Here is a 19,615-nt window from a genome sequence, read left to right as displayed (position 1 = left end):
ACAAGAATACTGAAAATCAATTTAACCTTTAAGTCATCGATCTAATTTTACAAAATAAATTTGAAGTGCATAAATAATGCATCAATGTGATTGCCTATGCTACTACCCATTTTGTTATCTTTGCGCCTCAAATTGATTTGGACATGGGATTATATAGAGAATTTAAGGGGCTCGATTTACCGCAAATAGACCAGGATATACTCAAGTTTTGGGAAGAAGAGGAAATTTTTAGAAGAAGTATCGAAGAGAAAGATGAAAACAATACCTTCGTATTTTACGAGGGTCCTCCTTCGGCTAATGGGAAACCGGGCATTCACCATGTCATGGCCAGAGCTGTAAAGGATTTATTCTGTCGATTCCATACCATGAAGGGTAAAAGGGTTGACCGAAAAGGCGGCTGGGATACTCATGGACTTCCTGTAGAGTTAAAAGTGGAGAGTAATTTAGGAATTACCAAGGAAGACATTGGCACTAAAATTAGTGTAGAAGAATACAACAGGCTTTGCCGGGAGACCGTCATGCAGTTCAAGGATCTTTGGGATGATCTAACCGTAAAAATGGGCTACTGGGTAGATCTGGACAAGCCTTATATCACATTTGAAAATGACTATATCGAATCCGTTTGGAATTTGCTTCAGCAGCTTTACAATAAAGACTTGCTTTACAAGGGATATACTATCCAACCTTATTCTCCAGCCGCGGGAACAGGCCTGAGCACACATGAATTGAATTTGCCTGGCTGCTACAAGAATGTAAAAGACACTTCAGCAGTTGCAATGTTTAAGGTCATTAAAAATGAAACTTCTCAGTCTCTTTTCGAAACAGAGGATGAAGATGTCAGAATCATTGCCTGGACCACTACACCTTGGACATTACCTTCTAACACAGGCCTGACCGTGGGACCAAAAATAGATTATGTCAAGGTCAAGACGCTAAGCCCTTATACCGATTTGCCTGTGAGTGTCATTCTTGCTAAAGATCTTGTAGGTAAATGGTTTGGTGGAAACAATCAACCTGCCATCATTGAGCAATCCACTTCCTTTAAAGGTTCAGAATTAGAGGGCATTCGTTACGAGCAATTATTGGATTTTGGTAACGAAATTGAACCATTGTACGATCAGACAGATGCCTTTAAGGTCATTCTTGGAAATTTCGTAACTACTGAAGATGGTACGGGTATCGTACATACTGCTCCATCTTTTGGGGCAGATGATAGACAGGTCGGTATCAAAAATGGATTGGGTACATTGACACTGGTGGACAAGCAGGGAAAATTCATTGATTCAGTAGGTCCTTTCTCAGGAAGGTATGTCAAAAACTACAAAGACGATCCGGATTATGAAAATGTGGATGTGGATATCTCCATTCTTCTAAAAAAGGAGAATAAGGCGTTCAATGTCAATAAGTACGAGCACAACTACCCCCATTGTTGGAGAACAGATAAGCCCATACTATATTACCCACTGGACTCCTGGTTTGTCAAAGCTACTGCTGCTAAAGACAGGATGGCAGAATTGAATAAACAGATCAACTGGAAACCTGAGCATACCGGAACAGGACGTTTCCAATCATGGCTCGAGAATTTACAGGATTGGAACTTATCCAGATCCAGGTTTTGGGGCATTCCGCTTCCTATATGGAGGACAGAAGACGGAGAACAAGAAAAAATGGTGGGCTCAATAGAGCAGTTGGAGCAGGAGATTAAGAAGGCCAATGCTACTCTTGGCTTGAATCAAACAGCACCTACAGATCTTCACCGACCGTACATCGATGACGTAGTATTGGTGTCAGAAGATGGCCAGAAGATGGTTCGAGAGCTGGACCTGATAGATGTATGGTTTGACAGTGGTTCGATGCCGTATGCTCAATGGCACTATCCATTTGAAAATGAAGAAACATTTAAGGCTAATTTCCCTGCTGATTTTATCTCTGAAGGGGTAGATCAGACGAGAGGATGGTTTTATTCTCTACATGCTATTGGCACCATGATCATGGACAGTTATGCCTTTAAAAATGTGGTCTCAACAGGATTGGTATTGGACAAAAATGGGCAGAAAATGTCTAAGCGACTGGGGAATTCTGTGGATCCTTTCGAGACTCTGGAGCAGCACGGAGCAGATGCGCCCAGATGGTATATGATGACGAATGCTAATCCATGGGATAATCTAAAGTTTGACATAGCAGGTATCGAGGAGGTCAAGCGTAAATTTTTTGGTACACTTTATAACACTTACAGTTTCTTCACGCTTTATGCCAATATTGATGGATTTAAATTTGCTGAAGATGCTGTTCCCATGGATGAAAGGACAGAAATCGATCGATGGGTTATTTCGAAATTAAATTCTACGATCAAATTTGTTGACGAATCTTACGCCGATTATGAGCCGACCAAAGCAGGTAGAGCGGTACAGGATTTTGTAGAAAACCACCTGAGCAATTGGTATGTAAGACTGTGCAGAAGGAGGTATTGGAAAGGAGAGTACGGGCAAGATAAAATTTCAGCTTATCAGACCTTATACGAGTGTTTGCTTACAGTTGCCAAGTTGATGGCACCGATTTCTCCGTTTTTTGCCGATTGGCTGTATCGAAATCTGAATGAAGTAACATCATTAGAGGACCATCCTTCCGTTCATTTGGCTGACTTTCCAGAAGTAAAGGAAGAGTTGATTGACAAAGCACTTGAACAGCGCATGGATTATGCGCAGCGTATATCTTCTCTTGTTCTGTCATTGCGCAAGAAAGAGCGAATTAGAGTGAGGCAACCGCTTCATAAGATCCTTCTTCCAGTGCTGGATGATAATTTTCAGCATCAAGTGGATGCGGTAAAAGATCTTATCCTTGCTGAGGTCAATGTGAAAGAGATCGAATACATTACAGATACAGATGGTGTCATTAAGAAAAAAATTAAACCCAATTTCAAGACGCTTGGTCGTTTGCTGGGTAAGAATATGAAAGCAGGAAGTGCCATCATCACTGCTTTAGGTCAAAAAGATATTGCTGACATAGAAGCGACCAATTCATATCAACTGGTTGTGGGAGATGATCAATATGATCTGACCCTCGAGGATTTTGAAATAGTGAGCGAAGATATCCCCGGCTGGCAAGTGGCAAATGATAAAGATCTAACCGTGGCACTGGATGTCACAGTGACAGAAGCGCTCCAGTTGGAAGGGCTGGCGCGGGAAATTGTCAATAGGGTACAGAACTTAAGAAAGTCTGCAGATTTCAATGTTACAGATAAAATTGCAATCAGCGTGGGAGATGAACCGATCATCGGCCAGGTCATCGAAGCGCATGGAGCGTACATCAAGACGGAAACTTTGGCAAACACCATTGATCAACATGGTACATTGACTGCAGAAACGGAAGAACTAAATGATGGTGTGAGTACGAAAATTCAGGTGGAAAAAGTATAGCGAGCGTTCTCTATGCAAATGCTCATAGTATTTTTGCCGCATTGAAACACTGTCCGGACTCCATAGGAAATTATTTGTATTGATCCCGAATCTTGGTCTTAACCATAGCCATGTAACTTCTTCTGTGCTGTCAGATAATGCCTTTCACTGGTCAAAGCTGGCGCAAGATAGAATAAAGCAATCATTAAGATTCACAGAAATTCTCAGCAGCTAACAAAGATCAGGATAAGCACAATGTAATTGGGATTTTAAGTATCTTTCACACAAATAATCACCCAAACCCTTGAAATCATCCTTTTCACTTCTAATTATTTTATGCCTCGCGTTTCCCTTAATGGTGAAAACTCAGATTCCTGGCCGATATATCGATGAAGTCTTTACTGAAATTACTGAGACCAATGACGTTGTTTTCAGTACGAATGTCCCACAGCCCAGGAACAACAATCTCAACTTATATTCAATTATCACCGGATTGCCCGTCGCGGTGAAAGAGTACGATCTTCAAAATGTGACCCTTAGGATGGATATTTTCGAACCTACCGATGATCAGATTACAGAAAGACCATTGATTATTATTTGTTTCGGAGGAGGATTTGTTCAGGGCTCAAGAGATTACTGGAGCATCAGGCTTTTAGCTGAAGGGCTTGCCAGAAGAGGATATGTTACTGCAACCATAGATTATCGCCTGGGCATGAATCTTTTCGACAAGGATCTCGGGGCAAGGGCTGTTTACCGAGGCATTCAGGATAGCAGATCAGCCATTCGATTTTTTAGGGCTAATGCAGCGCAATATAAGATTGATACCGATAAGATATTTATCGGGGGACATAGTGCGGGTGCTTTTATAGCACTTCATAATGTGTACATGGACAAAGATACGGAAAGACCCTTATCAACTAGAATTTGGACTCAGAATGCAATGAATGATTGTCCTGATCAGGGATGTCTCGATTGTGTTGGCGATAACTTAGGATATGATGGCAAAGCCAATGGACTGTTTAGTCTGGCTGGAGCAGTGGGTGACCTCCAATTCATAGAAAGTAATCAAGAACCACCACCCATTCTTTTTCATAGTCAGGATGATGGAACAGTGCCCTATAATATTGGAGAGCCTTTTTCTGACATCAGTGGTTTGATTGTTGGATCAGATCTCCCGATCGTTTATGGCAGTTTGCCTATTTCACAACGATGTCAGGATCTTGGTCTTCCTGTCATGTTTAATTCATATGCCAATCGAGGACATGGTGTGCATGAAAATGGAACCATAGTCCTCCACGAGGATATCATACCTGAAATTACGTCTTGGTTTTTTGGTCAATACCTGGAGCCCGTAACCGCTACATTGCAGGGGCAAACGAAGTATTGTAGTGAAAACCCCAGCGTAGGATACAGTTTGAATGCAGATAATTTTGTTTTCTTTGATTGGCAGTTAGAAGGTGGCGAATTGATTGGAGATAATAGCAGTCATGAAGTGGAAGTTACTTGGAATCCGGACGCTCCTGAAAACAAATTGACAGTAACTCCTTATTTGTCTAATGGAACTCAGGGCGCCACTCAAACTATTGCTATTGAACTAGCAGATGGTGAAATAAATGAATGGATAGGTGGTGATGGAGATTGGATGGATCCAGGGCAATGGAGTAATCATCATCCACCTTTAAGTTGCCAGGAAGTCATATTTCCGGTAGATGTAAACATTACAGTTCCTCAAAACGAAATCATCAACATTAAGACATTGACCTTAAACCCAAATACCAGGGTTCAAATTCCGGGAAGTTCAGAACTTAGAATTTCTGGCAATTAATTCCGATTTTTCTTACTACATTCCACTTTGCATAACCTGAGGATATGAAATACAAAAGTATATATGTCGCAGCCAGTGGACAACATGTCGGTAAAACCACAACTACGCTGGGACTGATCGCCAACTTTTTGAAGAAGGGATTAAATGTGGGATATTGTAAGCCAGTAGGTCAAAAATTTCTTGATATAGAGAAGCTGAGGGTTGACAAAGACACCTTGTTGTTTGCGGATCTGATCAACTTTAATATGATTCCTGAAATTCACAGCCCGATTATTTTGGGGAAGGGTGCAACGGAAACGATCATAGATAATCCAGAGCTTAAAGATCAGATTATTCAGGAGTTAAAAGATGCCAAAAAAGAGTTGGAGAAAAATCATGAATTGGTTGTTTATGAAGGGACCGGGCATACTGGTGTAGGTTCTATTGCTGGAGTATCCAATGCTAAAGTCGCTAAACTGGTTGATGCTCACGTTATTATGGTAATCCCAGGCGGAATAGGTTCAACGATTGATAAATTAAATATGTGTCTCTCACTATTCAGAGAAGAAAATGTACCCGTGCTGGGTGTCATCGTTAATAAGGTCCTGCCGGATAAGATTCCTAAGATCAAGCACTATCTCGGGAAATGGTTTGAAAGTAATGAATTAGAATTGCTAGGCATCATACCTTATGATAAACATCTGGCTCATCCCATTATGAAAACCGTTTGTATAGCTATTAATGGAACTGTTTTATCGCATGCGGAAAATCTGAATAATGAAGTTGAAGACATCATTGCCGGATCCCTCGTAAGATATGAGGAGCTCAAGGATTCTAAGAATTTACTATTGGTGGTGGGTGCAGAGAATTTGCATAACGCCATTAGAAAAATAAAGTTATTGACCCAGGATATAGAAGGTGAACATGAATCTCCACTGGCAGGAATCGTTGCCACAGGAAAAGAGGAAATCAACGAAGAAGCATTTGAATATGTCGATAAATACAAGATCCCTTTGGTTAAGACCATGTTGGACACCTACGGATCGGTATTAAAAATAAGCCGGATAGAGGTCAAGATCAATCGAAATACACCGTGGAAAGTCAAAAGAGCAATTGAATTGATAGAAGAGAATGTTGACCTGGATAACTTGTTGAAAAATTAAAAGGCAGCTCTTCGTAAAAATTAATAGTGAGAGTTCCGAAGGAGCTGCCTTTTAGATGTGTCTCGCCCTTAATAAACGCCGGTTACATAAATGTGCTGCCCAAAGTCTTAAAATTTCCTTAAATTTTTTTAATTCAAATTTGTGAAGATCTGTATCAGACAAATACTTGCTTAATTTTAAGATAGGAACTTATAGAAAATCAATTATTATGTAAATTAAAGTAATGAACCGATTGATCATCATTCTAATCTACATTTCATGCCTTCCTGGAGTCATCTGTGGTCAATCCCAGATCGATTCTTTGAAAAGGGTTATCAAACTATCTCAGCACGATTCGATCACTATTAACGCTTACCTGGCTTTTTTTCAGACAGATTTATTTTATAGTGATCCTGCAGCGGTGATCGATTACACCTACAGAGCCATTGACCTGAGCAGGAAAATTAGTGATATAGAAAAAGAAATCCAGGGCCGTAACAACCTTGGTTATATTTTCAGAACGAAGAGTGAACCAGATTCGGCACTGTATCATTACAATTTAGCGATTGATCTTGCTGGTACAGGTGATTACTACAAAGGTCTGACAGATGCCTACATCGGTTTGGGTAATGTTTACAATCAACAAAGTAAATGGACCGAATCCATAGAGATTTTCAATAAGGTAATTACTTTGGCGCGTGAAGAAGGTGACTCGATCCAGATAGCGAGCGCAAATAACAATATTGGCAATGCGTATTTGAGCCAGTCAAAGTTTGAGCAAGCTTTGACCGCATACCAAAAAGGTGTTGAATTAGGCGATCAATATATTCGTGAGATTGCAATGATCAATATGGCAGTGGTCCATAATCAAATGGGTCATACGGAAAGGGCAAGAAAGTACTTTAAAGAAAGTATTCAAATCGCTGAAGCATTAGATAAAAAAGGTCATGTCGCCTTTATCCATAAAAATCTGGGGTTGCTGGAGAAAAAGTCAGGAAACTACGATCTGGCTATTCAATATTATGAAGAAGCTTTAGAACACTACGTAAGTATATCTGATGATTATCTCGCCAGTGAAATCATTCAGAATCTTGGAAATGTATATTTCGAACTAAAGGACTACGCCGAGGCCATTGAAAAATATCAAAGTAGCCTGGAAATACAAAGGAGGATCGGTTATTCTTCAGGTGCTTGCTACAATTTGATGTTTTTAGCGAATGCTTTGGAAAAACAGACCAAGTATAACGAGGCTATAAGCTACTTAGACCAGGTAGAAATATGCTCCGACTCACTTGGGCTTCTACCCACAAAATCAGATGCAGCAAATCTGAAGAGTAAAATTTATGCACAGCGAGGTAATTTCGATGAAGCCTATCAATATCTTACACTCCATAAGATGCTGAGCGATAGCCTACAAAACATGGGGAGTGAGGAAAAGATTGCAGAATTAGAAACCAGATTTCAAACAGAAAGAAAGGAGCAAGAGATTGAACTTCTGAACGCACAAAACGAAGTGGCCAATCTGAGAATTTCTAAACAAAAAAGTTTTAATCTGCTGCTTACCATCCTAGCCCTTTCCTTGATCATCATAACGGGGATCGTAATTGCGCAATATCGTAATAAGGTGGAAGCCAATAAGCATTTGCAAGAGTTAGATGATATTAAGAATAGATTTTACACTGATATTTCACATGAATTTAGAACGCCGTTGACCTTAATTTTAAACCCCTTATCTCAAATTCTGGAATCAGAAAATGGAAGAGAGGTGCACCAGGAAGTGGAATTGGCTCATAGAAATGCTTCCCGACTGTTGGAACTCACCAACCAAATGCTCGATCTAAGTAAGTTGGAAGCCGGAAAGTTGAATTTGGAAGTAAGTCAACAGCATCTGGCCAGTTTTTTAAAAATTATTTCAGATTCTTTCAGATCATATGCACAGACACTTGATATTGATTTTCAAACCAACTTTTTTAATGTAGATCAATTGGTGTTTTTTGATGCCGATAAGCTCAGTAAAATTTTGACGAATCTTATAAGCAACGCATTAAAGTATACTCCGGCAAGGGGAAAGGTGATCTTTAATGCTAATCTTGAAGATAAAAAGCTATATGTCGAAATTATTGATTCCGGAAAGGGTATTTCGGAACAAGAGCTGTCCAGAATTTTTGATAGATATTTCCAAAGCGACAAGGTACACGCTGGAAATGGCACTGGAATAGGTTTGACCTTAACGAAAGAGCTGGTTGAATTGCATAGGGGGAAGATCAGCTTTAGCAGCGAAAAAGATCACGGCTCAAACTTTAATTTTTGGATTCCTATTGATCAAAAACACTTCAGCAATGATGAAATGGCTAATGAAGAAACAGAAAATACTTTGCTTACGCCTCTACATTTACAGAATGGACATGAAGAGCATGGTCAAATTGAGAACGACGAGCGACCTATTGTCCTAATTGTAGAAGATAACGCTGAATTAAGAATCTTTCTGAGCAACCTACTGATCAATGATTACCAGGTCATTCTGGCTAAGGATGGTAAAGAAGGACTGGAAAAAGCTAAAGAATATATTCCTGACCTTATCATTTCCGACTGGATGATGCCAGAGATGAGTGGAGAGAAAATGTGCGGAAGGCTAAAAAAGGATCAATTGACCAGCCACATACCTATCATTATTCTGACGGCCAGAGCGGACCAAGATAGTAAACTAGAAGGGTTGACGCAAGGAGCTGACAACTATTTAAACAAGCCATTTGATAATCAAGAACTTCTGCTGCGGGCAAGGAATCTGATCAATCAGCGTCAGGCACTCAAAGAGAAGTATAGTGAAACTTTTCTAATTGAACCGACTCAAGTTGTAATTACCGATCCGGACAAGCTGTTCTTAGAAAAAATCGTATCCATCATTGAGGCGCACATTGATGAGCCGGAATACTCTGTGGAAAAATTTACCAAGGATGCTGCAATGAGCAGAATGCAATTACATCGAAAATTGAAGGCGCTTACCAATCAATCTGCAAGTGAGTTCATCAGAAATTTTCGATTGAAACGGGCGGCAGATCTGTTAGCAAGTGGAAATTATCAAGTATCGGAAGTGGCCTATCAATGTGGTTTCAATAATATCTCATACTTCGGAAAATGTTTTAAAGAAAAGTATGGACAACCGCCTTCTCAATACTTAAATTTTGTTGATTAAGAGAAATAAATGTTTGGATGCATTCTTTATGAGGATACAAAGAAGCGTAAATGCTGATCCTAATGCTGAATTCATGGAAGTTGTGAAAGTCCTCGGTAATCTATGCATAGTTACGGCCAGAAAAAGTTAAAAAAATAATATTCTGGCCCTATTGACTTATAACATGCATTTCTTTTACTATTTTCCCATCGAAATCAGTTTACACCCTTCTTATTTCATGTCGCAGAACAATATTTTTAATTTTAAAAAATAGTATATGAAATTATTATCTACCATTTTCTTTTGTTTCTTTTTCGCTACGAGCATAATAAATGCTCAGCAGAACATTATTTATCAGGATGTTTTAAAGGCAAAAGCTGATAGGGGTTTGACTGAAAACGTAAAACTTTTTCTCAATGCTGACAAATCTTCATTTAATCATCGCGAATCCGATCAGGCAGTTTTAAAATTTGATCAAGAATTATTAAGAAAGGTAATTGTTGAGAAGAAAAATTATCTGGAGACAACAGTAATCGGTCTTAATGGTGAAGAAATTAATTTGTCACTCGTTAAATCCAATATTTTTGCACCTGGATTTCAGATTACATTAAATGATGGAATGACTCAAAGTGTTTTTCCTCTCAATAGGGATGAAATGGTGTTTTATCGCGGAATCGTTGAAGGTGAACCTCATTCTTTGGTAGCCCTTAGTTTACGAGATGGACTAGTCCATGGGTTTATAAGCTCTGAAAGCCATGATCTGGGATTAGAAAAAAATGAAGTAGGACAAAATGTGCTGGTTGATCTCAACTCACTCAACCATCAAGACTTGACCTGTGATACAAAAGATGATGGCCAAGGCTATTCAAAAGAAATGTTAAAAGCTCCTAAATCTAGTTTAAGAGGTCCCGGTGACGAGGTAAAAATATATATTGAAGTAGAAAGTGATGTTGTTGATTGGCAGGGAGGGGTAAGTCAGACGATTACGTACATTACAGATCTATTTAATGAATCTGCTGCAATTTATGCTGGAGATGGTGTAAATAAAGTCATTTCAGAATTGCAAGTCAATACCAGCCTGACTTACTTTACAACTAGAGGTAAAAGGCAAATCAAGCCTTCAAGTTCGAGCTCATATTTAAATCTGTTCCAATCAGCAAAGGCATCATCTTTCAATGGTGATTTGGCTCAACTCGTTGTTTACAACAACGTTGGTGGGGTGGCAGCTGGATTTTCTGGTCTCTGCAACTCAGATCCCTCAAACAGTATGTGTATGAGCGGATTTGTGAATGATTACTTTTTCAATTTGCAAATCTTCGCACATGAATTAGGGCACTTATTCGGATCGCGACATACTCATGCATGTGTTTGGAACGGTAATAATACAGCGATTGATGGATGTTCGGGTTCTACTGAAGGGACTTGTCCACTTCCACCTCCAGCTACGAATGGAACTGGAACCATTATGAGTTATTGCTATAATAATTATGGTCTTGATTTTAATGAGGGCTTTCACCCTCAACCTGCTGCAGTCATGCAGAATAAAGTAGCTCAAGCCAGCTGTCTGGGAGGAGGAACTGGAAGTAATTCATGCTTTGATGGTATCATGAATGGTGATGAGACAGGTGTAGATTGTGGTGGAAGTTGTGTCGCTTGCCCTACTTGTGATGATGGTATCATGAATGGTGATGAGACAGGAGTAGATTGCGGGGGCAGCTGCCCTGATGTTTGTCCTGAAGTTAATTGCGAAGATCCTGCTAACCTTGCAGTATTGAATATGGTTAAAAATCGTGGAGACAATTCAGCGCGGTTAGATTGGTCAGATGTTGCTGATGCTAATACCTATGATGTGAGAATCAGAGTGGCAGGAACCACATCTTGGTCAACTTTTAACGCTACAGAATCATTTATCGATCTGGTTGGTTATGGTTCAGACGTCACTTATGACTGGGAAGTTAGATCCAATTGTAATGGAGCAGTAAGTAATTATGTAGGATGTACTTTTACATTTGTAGTCAGAGGAGCCGATGTCACATGTGGTGTAGGTTCTGAAAGCGCCTCACTTTCTTTAAATGATGAAGAATCAATTTTAGTGAGTCCTAATCCTGCGACTGACAGGTTACAGATACAACTAAATAACGCTGCTTCAGACATATATAATTTAGACGTTATCAATACTTTTGGACAAAGGATTTACAGTGATGTGATTAATGCTAAAAACAGTGCTGTGCAGCTTAATGTAGGAAGTTTCGATGCCGGATTATATTTTATCTCGGTTAGATCCGAGTCATCTAAGCATCTTGTGAAAGTTGTCATCAAGTAACTATTAAGTTATCAATTAAATTAGGAATGAGCTTCAGTGAGACTGAAGCTCATTTGTTTTTTGGTTAAGACGGCTATGTTCCACACCATAAACATATTAATCTTATTACCTAGCTATTGACAATAATTCCAAAGCTTTTCAAGTTCAGTAACTAATCAAATCTTAGACCGCATAGTTTTATTATACACTCTAATTAACAGTTTAAATCTTATCAATGAACAGAGTGTATTTAATTTCAGCATTAGTCTTGCTATGTGCTTCTCTTCTTTCAGGTCAGTGTGTTAAAGGAAATTGTAACAACGGTAAAGGTACCTACATCTTTAAAAGTGGTTCAAAATATAGTGGTGAGTTCAAAAATGGAAAGATTCACCACTATGGCACACTTTTCTTCAGTGATGGGAAAATCTATAAAGGTCAATGGTCCAATCAAAGGCGACACGGAAAAGGAGTACTAAAGTTTCTGGATGGAAGTATTTACTCAGGAGACTTTAATATGAACGTGAGACATGGAAGAGGCAAATTAAAGTTGGCCAATGGAGATGTCTATGACGGACAATGGGTCAATGATGCGCTTGAAGGGCAAGGTTTCATTGAGTATGCTGACGGCAGTAAAAGAATGGTTCGCTGGGTCAATGGTGTGATTCAAGGTGGTGAACCAGCAGAGCATACCACCATTGCAGCTAATCCTGCTCCTAAACCCAATAAGAAGCCTGTAAATAACAACAGCACAGCCGTTCAAAACTGTAATAAATACAATTGTGGAAATGGTACTGGAAGATACACCTATCGAGACGGTTCTTACTACGAAGGCCAATTTGTGAATGGACTTCCACAAGGTCAGGGCATATGCTATTATTCTAATGGAGATCGATATGAGGGTGGTTGGAAAAATAATGCACCCGAAGGAGAAGGGGTCATGCATTTTGCAAGTGGAACAGTTTATGGTGCGATATGGAATGCCGGTTACCCTGTGAAAAAAATTCATGCCAGTGCGAAGCCTTCTGCAAAAAAGCAAACCGAAGTAGCACAAATTGAAAAGTCAAAAGAAGTAAAGATTTGGGCAGTGATTGTTGGAATAGCAAGCTATAATCACATGCCAACTTTGAAGTATACGGATGATGATGCTTACCAGGTCTATGCCTTTCTTAAAAGCCCGGAAGGTGGTGCGATACCGGACGAGAGGATTGCATTATTGATCGATGAGTCTGCATCGCGAAATAGAATCTTATCGGAAATGGAAGCCACCTTTTCCAAAGCTGATGAAAATGATGTCATCATGCTTTATTACTCGGGGCACGGTTTACCAGGATCATTTTTGCCCATTGACTTTGACGGTTACAACAATGTTTTGCAACATCATGAGATCAAGTCGATTCTGGATAAAAGTCAGGCGAAGCATAAAATTGTATTTGCGGATGCATGCCATTCAGGTTCAATGTTGGCCATGAAAGCTCCATTTGATGCTACCAGAATGCAATCTTTGTTGAATGGGTATGAGAATGCTGCAGCTGGAACGGCTTTGTTTACATCGTCTAAGAGCGAGGAAATCTCGATGGAAACTTCGGGTTTACGACAAGGAATCTATAGTCACTACCTGATACGAGGACTTAGAGGTGAAGCAGACAAGAATGGCAATAAAATTGTTACTATTTCTGAGTTGTTTGAGTTTGTCAATAAAAATGTTCGTCGCTATACTTCGAATAGACAAACACCAGTCATCGCCGGTACTTATGATCAGGACATGCCAGTATCCATCGTCCGCTAAAAAACAGTTGAATAGGCAGTGCCCCCAAAATATTTTAGGGGTACTACTCATTTACTATCGAAAAACGGTATATGTTAACGTGGAATGTTACATATGTTGGAGTATTTGTGAGATTTGTGCTAATCTATTTAAGCCATCCTTAGTAGATTGATTTCAAATCTAATCAGTCTAATTATGAAGGATTCGAAATGCATAAAGGAGAAGGCGTTTGCAAGAAAGTTTCTTCTCCTTAAGCAATTGATAATTGTAACAATTTTACTTGTTTCTTTAAGTTTTCAATTTCAACTCTACGGTCAGGTCAATCCTAAAGCAGAGGTGCAGGGAGATTTACAGGTGACTGGCAGAGTTACGCAACTTGAATTACCGACTCAGGATCAGCATGTCGTTACTAAGGCATACATGGATGATCTATTGATAGGATTTGGAATTCAGATGGGTGATGATGGCATACAAAATCTCTTAAAAATTGGTTATGACCCGATCGATCTTATTGAGCGAGGTGTGAGCCCGACTTCCTTTCCAGGTAAGCAATATGGTGGAGGAACCATTGTAATACAAAATCAAGATGGCAGTGGAATGGTGGCACAATTTGCATACAGTCAGAATAATAATACAATCAGTTGGGGTTGTCAGGGACAAAATATACCAGGTGCCACTGGAACGGCAATCGGTACCGGACCACAGAATACTGCAGCAATTATTGGAGCTTGTAACGAAATGAATATTGCGGCCAGACTAGCAGGAAATTTTGTGAATGATGGATATAATGATTGGTTTCTTCCATCCAGAGATGAATTAAATAGAATTGCAGTTGTATTACAATTTGGTGCAATTACTGGAGATAAAACCTGGACTTCCTCACAGGTTGATGCATTCGATGCTTATTCTATGAACACTGGCTTTATGATGGAGTCCACCCGAAAACAGGCTAATGGAGGTATTATGGTAGCCAGAAACTATTGATATGACGTTTTTTTCTCTAGCTTGACAAAACTGCTATCTTTGCATTTTTGTAAAAGTAAAGACATGTACAGAACCCATAATTGTGGAGCACTCAGAATTTCTGATGTTGGTCAAGAAGTAGTTTTAAGCGGATGGAATCAAGCGAGTAGAGATTTCGGAGGAATGACCTTTGTAGACCTTAGAGATCGGTACGGAATCACTCAATTGGTATTTAACATCGATGACAACAAGGAGTTGGCTGAAAAGGCGCAGAAATTAGGCCGGGAATATGTCTTGAGGGTCGAAGGTGTTGTGCGTGAACGTTCGAATAAAAATCCCAATAGACCGACAGGGGACATTGAAATAGAAGTGAGGTCAATGGACATCTTAAATGGATCGAAAACTCCTCCATTTACGATCGAAGATGAAACGGATGGTGGAGATGACCTCAGAATGAAATACCGATACCTCGATATTCGCCGAGCTCCGGTTCGTGAAAATTTAATTTTCAGGTCTAAGCTTGCTATTGAGACGCGCAAATATCTTTCTGATAACGATTTTGTAGAGGTGGAGACTCCGAATCTCATCAAAAGCACTCCTGAGGGCGCGCGTGATTTTGTCGTGCCGTCTAGAATGAATCCAGGTCAATTTTACGCCTTACCTCAATCACCTCAGACCTTTAAGCAACTACTAATGGTGGCTGGCATGGACCGCTATTTTCAGATTGTCAAGTGCTTCAGAGATGAGGATTTAAGAGCTGACAGACAGCCAGAATTTACACAGATAGATTGCGAAATGGCATTCGTGACTCGTGATGAAGTCCTCGATACCTTCGAAGGTCTGACAAAGCATCTTTTTAAGGAAACGTTGGGAATCGAATTGCCTGATTTTCCTAAAATCTCCTATGATGAAGCGATGACCAGATACGGATCTGATAAACCGGATACCAGATTTGGAATGGAATTCGTAGAAATGAATGACTTTGCAAAAGGCCAGGGGTTCGGAGTATTTGATAATTCAGAATTGGTAGTAGGCATCGTGGCCAAGGGTATTGCTTCAGAGTACTCGAACAAGAACTTGAAGGAATTGACCGAGTGGATGCAGCGTCCTCAAATCGGAGCGAAAGGTTTGGTATATGTTAAATTTAATGAAGATGGATCTATCAAATCAACAGTGGGAAAATTCTTCGATGATGAAGCTCTGGTCAATTGGGGAAATAGAATGGGTGCCACTCCAGGTGACATTATTTTTGCACTCTCAGGTGAGGCTGAGAAGACCAGAAAGCAGCTCAATGAATTACGATTGGAAATGGGCCGTCGACTGGGACTGATGGATCCTAAAGTGTTTAATCCACTGTGGGTCGTTGATTTTCCATTGCTAGAGTGGGATGAGGAATCTGAGCGTTTTCACGCCATGCATCATCCCTTTACCGCACCAAAGAAAGAGGACGAACAGCGAATGTTGACAGGTGACCATGAAACCATGAAGTCTCTTCGAGCAGATGCTTACGATTTAGTCATCAATGGTGTTGAAATAGGAGGAGGATCGATTAGGATACATGATCGTGACCTCCAATCCAAGAATTTTGACTTACTGGGATTCACCAAGGAGGAAGCTGAGGCTCAATTTGGTTTTCTTTTAGGTGCTTTTGAATATGGTGCTCCTCCTCATGGAGGCATTGCATTTGGATTTGATCGATTGTGTGCAGTCTTAAATGGACAGAACTCCATTCGGGATTTTATCGCTTTCCCTAAAAACAATCAGGGTAGGGACATCATGATTGATGCCCCGGCACCGGTTGACCAGGAACAGTTGAAAGAATTACATTTAGATCTTGATCTGGAGAATAAGTAGCGTGTCCTTAGCCTACAATTGCTAAGGGCTCTGTTTTCTTCCATTGACCTCGTGTAAAATCCGGGAATTCCTGTGGCATGCCATCCAATTTAACGGATGCTTCACTTAAAGGTGCAACCGCACTCCAGAAACAACCTTCGTAAACGTTCTGATCGAGAGGCAATCCTTTTTGCAAGCATTCTACAATGCGGTACATCATAATACCATCCATACCACCATGACCGGTATTCTTAGTTTTTTCATTTAATCGGGTATACAATGGATGATCATATTTTTCATATAATGATTTCAGGTCCTCACCCTGAGCCCATGAATGGTGATTTTTGGTCACCCCTTCCACACCTCCTTCTAGTGCAATTCTGGTTGGAAAGCCGGCCAATGTTCCCTTAGTACCTTGTATTAAGTTATGTCTTGAGTATGGTCTTGGGCTGGTCTCGTCCCATTGAACCATAACCGTTCGGCCTAAATTGGTTTTAATGATCGAAGTATTAATGTCTCCTCCTTTGTAATCTAATTCATTCCATTTATGATCCGATGGATAATTATTTTCAGCATAAAGCGTGCGACCTTTCGCAGGTGAAGAATAGGAAACCAATTTCTTAAAATTATCGTCACCTCTGGCAAGATTCATGTATTGAGCCACAGGACCTAAGCCATGCGTTGGGTATAGATTTCCGTTTCGATGTGCATAGTGTGGTGTTCTCCATGAACCTGTTCCTCTATCTTGCTCTTCCATCTGGAAACGTAATTCATGAATATAAGCCGCTTCACCGTGAAGAATTTCACCGATTAATCCCTGTCGAACCATATTCAAAAACATCAATTCATCACGACTATAATTGACATTTTCCATCATCATACAGTGCTTTTGAGTACTTTCTGAAGTATCGACAATATTCCACATTTCCTCTAAGGTGAGTGCAATGGGTACCTCCACAAATGCATGAGCGCCACTATTCATGCTTTCTATCGCCATAGGAGCATGATTTTTCCAATTGGTACAAATAAAAACCACATCCGGCTTAACCTCTTTGAGCATCACCTTCCATCTGTCTTCACTTCCATGGTATAATTTGATGTTCGTATGTCGACCTTCTCCACCTTCTTTGCGAGCTATATCGGCAGATCGCTCAGCTAAATCTTCATACAAGTCGCTGATGGCAACAACTTCAGTTCCCGGCAAGCTGGAAAAGAACTTGACATGCCCTGGACCTCTGGCTCCAACTCCAATAAAAGCGGCCCTAATGTTTTCCAGTTTAGGAGCAGCAAAGCCTCCCATGTAAGTACCCGGAGATGCTGTAAAAAGCGAGCTTCCTTTTACTGATGGGGCGATAGAAATAGCTGTTCCTGCTAAAGATGTGTTGATCAAAAACTTTCTGCGTGATATATTCTTCATAGAATCAAACTTAAAAAAAAAGTTTGACAATTTACCATCGAATGCTACCTCGGCTAAGTAATCACTAAAGTTGTTATATATCACTCAAGCGCCTCGAAAAAATGAATGGCAAAACGCTGTGGTTTCTATTTGTTTCCCATTCTAAGACCTTAAATAGTAATCCATTTACTTTACCCATTCTTCTCTCAGGATACTATAATAGACCGTATCTCTTCTCCTTCCATTGGCAAGCACAGTATGGCTTCTAAGCAATCCTTCAAACTTTGCTCCAATTTTTTCCAGGGCTTTTCGCGATTGAGCATTTAACGCATCTGTCTTAAATTCTACCCGCTCACACTCTAATTCATCAAATGCATAATCCAGTAATAGTTTCTTGCAAGCCTGATTGATACCAGTCCCTTGAACTTCCGGATCTAACCAGGTCCAACCGATTTCAATTCTTTTATTCGAAGGTGATATGTTCCCAAAGCTGGTACTCCCTACATATCGTTGAGATTGCTTGTCATAGATAACGAAAGGGTATCGTTCACTTTTCCACCGGTCACGCAATGCCTTCTTAACGTACTCTTTCAACTTTTCTTCTGTACCAAATGCGGAAGGAGAATACTTCAATAAATCTGGATGGCTGGTCGAAATGGGGTTGAGCACATCTAATTTACTGAGATCCAGGGGTTCCAATTTAACCCTCTCATTTTCCAGGATGATATCAATATCTGTATTCATAGTTCCTCTAAGATAGAGTTTCCCTCGGAAAAGTCTCCACTGGTCCACTTCCATTTTTCATGTAATCTGATTCGTCCATCATCACGGAATTCCGGTGTTGATTGACAAACTCCTGTTTGAAGAGAACCATTTTTTAAAATCTGATGATATCTCATATCTATTGCCCCATTTTTACTGACAATTCCCAAAAGTTGTCCCTTTTTGATCGCCCCGCCCTGGTATTGACAAGTTAAAACATTTCCATTTTGATGGTATTCAAAAATCACTTCATCTGAAACTTCAGCATTCTCAGAGCTACTGAAAGATCTGAATTTTTTCCCGTCGTAGTTCATCATCCTACAAGTTACTTAACATTTCCATTACTTCGGCCTTCTTTCGCACTGAAACGGCTACTTCATCACCATTTTTCATTTTAAGGTAACCACCATCTTTCTTAATATATGCGTGAATGTATGCTGTGTTGATTAAATGTGATTGATGAACTCTGACAAATCCATGCGGACTCAACATCTTATCATAGTTTTTTAGCGTTTTCGTGACAAACACCTTCGGCCTGTCTTTGATATAGAAAATCGTATTATTCGCCTCAGCTTTGCAATGGATGATATTTTTAATCTCCACTACCATGATTTTTTCTAAGGTATGCAGTGAAATTCTCTTAGGAAGTTCTTCAGGTTTTGATATGGTTTCATTCAGTAGCTTCAAACTCTCAGCAGATTGAAAGTTCAATTGGTCCTGCGCTCTCGCCACCGCTTTTTTTAATTCTTCTTGGTCAACAGGCTTTAGTAAGTAATCAATGGCTGCATATTTAAATGCTCTTATGGCAAATTCGTCTGAGGCAGTGATAAAAATCAATTTGAAATTGACTTTAGGAAGAATCTGCAGCAAATCAAATCCCGTACCATCACCCAACATGATGTCTAGAAAAACAAGATCTGGTTGGATTTCTCTCAATAATTTTGCGCCTTCTACCACACTAGCTGCAGTGCCGATGATTTTGACTTCAGGACAATGATCCTTAAGGTCTTTCTTCAATAATTCCATCGCTGCCGGCATATCTTCTATTATGATCGCTTTCATATTTTTGGTTTGCATGATT

General features: G+C 39.9%; 12 protein-coding genes. 8 read left to right on the top strand and 4 right to left on the bottom strand.

Annotated elements, in window-relative coordinates; genetic code table 11:
• Window positions 1-143: 143 nt before the first annotated feature.
• From ileS to aspS, 8 genes are all read left to right on the top strand, one after another.
• Window positions 144-3,416, top strand: coding sequence for an isoleucine--tRNA ligase (gene ileS / locus L2567_RS12250; RefSeq protein WP_235298069.1), 3,273 nt, complete (start codon window positions 144-146; stop codon window positions 3,414-3,416).
• 337 nt (window positions 3,417-3,753) lie between these two features.
• Window positions 3,754-5,220: a carboxylesterase family protein gene (locus tag L2567_RS12245; RefSeq protein WP_235298068.1), complete on the top strand. Its 1,467-nt coding sequence runs from the start codon at window positions 3,754-3,756 to the stop codon at window positions 5,218-5,220.
• A gap of 44 nt (window positions 5,221-5,264) precedes the next feature.
• Window positions 5,265-6,362, top strand: coding sequence for an AAA family ATPase (locus L2567_RS12240; protein WP_235298067.1), 1,098 nt, complete (start codon window positions 5,265-5,267; stop codon window positions 6,360-6,362).
• A 223-nt stretch (window positions 6,363-6,585) separates the two neighbouring features.
• On the top strand, window positions 6,586-9,534 hold the full coding sequence (locus L2567_RS12235; protein ID WP_235298066.1) for a tetratricopeptide repeat protein: 2,949 nt from the start codon (window positions 6,586-6,588) through the stop codon (window positions 9,532-9,534).
• 256 nt (window positions 9,535-9,790) lie between these two features.
• Entirely contained in the window at window positions 9,791-11,836 is a 2,046-nt protein-coding gene (locus L2567_RS12230; RefSeq protein WP_235298065.1) for a M12 family metallo-peptidase, read from the top strand.
• A 214-nt stretch (window positions 11,837-12,050) separates the two neighbouring features.
• Window positions 12,051-13,601, top strand: coding sequence for a caspase family protein (locus tag L2567_RS12225; protein WP_235298064.1), 1,551 nt, complete (start codon window positions 12,051-12,053; stop codon window positions 13,599-13,601).
• A gap of 174 nt (window positions 13,602-13,775) precedes the next feature.
• Window positions 13,776-14,564: a hypothetical protein gene (locus L2567_RS12220; protein WP_235298063.1), complete on the top strand. Its 789-nt coding sequence runs from the start codon at window positions 13,776-13,778 to the stop codon at window positions 14,562-14,564.
• Between the two features lie 63 nt (window positions 14,565-14,627).
• A complete protein-coding gene (gene aspS, locus L2567_RS12215) occupies window positions 14,628-16,397 on the top strand; it encodes an aspartate--tRNA ligase (RefSeq protein ID WP_235298062.1) in 1,770 nt (589 codons plus the stop codon).
• A gap of 7 nt (window positions 16,398-16,404) precedes the next feature.
• Here the strand turns inward: aspS and L2567_RS12210 are convergent, their stop codons facing one another.
• From L2567_RS12210 to L2567_RS12195, 4 genes are all read right to left on the bottom strand, one after another.
• Complete coding sequence (locus L2567_RS12210; protein ID WP_235298061.1) at window positions 16,405-17,793, bottom strand: Gfo/Idh/MocA family protein; 1,389 nt, start codon at window positions 17,791-17,793, stop codon at window positions 16,405-16,407.
• A gap of 165 nt (window positions 17,794-17,958) precedes the next feature.
• Window positions 17,959-18,516, bottom strand: a complete 558-nt coding sequence (locus L2567_RS12205) for a GNAT family N-acetyltransferase (protein WP_235298060.1) — start codon at window positions 18,514-18,516, stop codon at window positions 17,959-17,961.
• Complete coding sequence (locus tag L2567_RS12200; RefSeq protein WP_235298059.1) at window positions 18,513-18,851, bottom strand: hypothetical protein; 339 nt, start codon at window positions 18,849-18,851, stop codon at window positions 18,513-18,515. Before L2567_RS12200 ends, L2567_RS12205 begins: the two co-directional genes overlap by 4 nt.
• A gap of 1 nt (window position 18,852) precedes the next feature.
• The gene (locus L2567_RS12195) at window positions 18,853-19,596 is read right to left on the bottom strand and encodes a LytR/AlgR family response regulator transcription factor (protein WP_235298058.1); all 744 of its coding nucleotides are present in this window, start codon (window positions 19,594-19,596) and stop codon (window positions 18,853-18,855) included.
• Window positions 19,597-19,615: the final 19 nt, after the last annotated feature.

Origin of the sequence: Portibacter marinus (genome assembly GCF_021533195.1) — a bacterium.
GTDB classification, from domain to species: domain Bacteria; phylum Bacteroidota; class Bacteroidia; order Chitinophagales; family Saprospiraceae; genus Portibacter; species Portibacter marinus.
The sequence above is the reverse complement of the archived record's forward strand: the minus strand, read 5'-3'. Positions and strand labels throughout refer to the sequence as shown.

Excerpts from the sequence above, each read along its gene's own strand:
- ileS (WP_235298069.1), top strand. The coding sequence starts at position 144 with ATGGGATTATATAGAGAATTTAAGGGGCTCGATTTACCGCAAATAGAC.
- L2567_RS12240 (WP_235298067.1), top strand. The coding sequence starts at position 5,265 with ATGAAATACAAAAGTATATATGTCGCAGCCAGTGGACAACATGTCGGT.
- L2567_RS12235 (WP_235298066.1), top strand. The coding sequence starts at position 6,586 with ATGAACCGATTGATCATCATTCTAATCTACATTTCATGCCTTCCTGGA.
- L2567_RS12230 (WP_235298065.1), top strand. The coding sequence starts at position 9,791 with ATGAAATTATTATCTACCATTTTCTTTTGTTTCTTTTTCGCTACGAGC.
- L2567_RS12225 (WP_235298064.1), top strand. The coding sequence starts at position 12,051 with ATGAACAGAGTGTATTTAATTTCAGCATTAGTCTTGCTATGTGCTTCT.
- L2567_RS12220 (WP_235298063.1), top strand. The coding sequence starts at position 13,776 with ATGAAGGATTCGAAATGCATAAAGGAGAAGGCGTTTGCAAGAAAGTTT.
- aspS (WP_235298062.1), top strand. The coding sequence starts at position 14,628 with ATGTACAGAACCCATAATTGTGGAGCACTCAGAATTTCTGATGTTGGT.
- L2567_RS12210 (WP_235298061.1), bottom strand. The coding sequence starts at position 17,793 with ATGAAGAATATATCACGCAGAAAGTTTTTGATCAACACATCTTTAGCA.
- L2567_RS12205 (WP_235298060.1), bottom strand. The coding sequence starts at position 18,516 with ATGAATACAGATATTGATATCATCCTGGAAAATGAGAGGGTTAAATTG.
- L2567_RS12200 (WP_235298059.1), bottom strand. The coding sequence starts at position 18,851 with ATGATGAACTACGACGGGAAAAAATTCAGATCTTTCAGTAGCTCTGAG.
- L2567_RS12195 (WP_235298058.1), bottom strand. The coding sequence starts at position 19,596 with ATGAAAGCGATCATAATAGAAGATATGCCGGCAGCGATGGAATTATTG.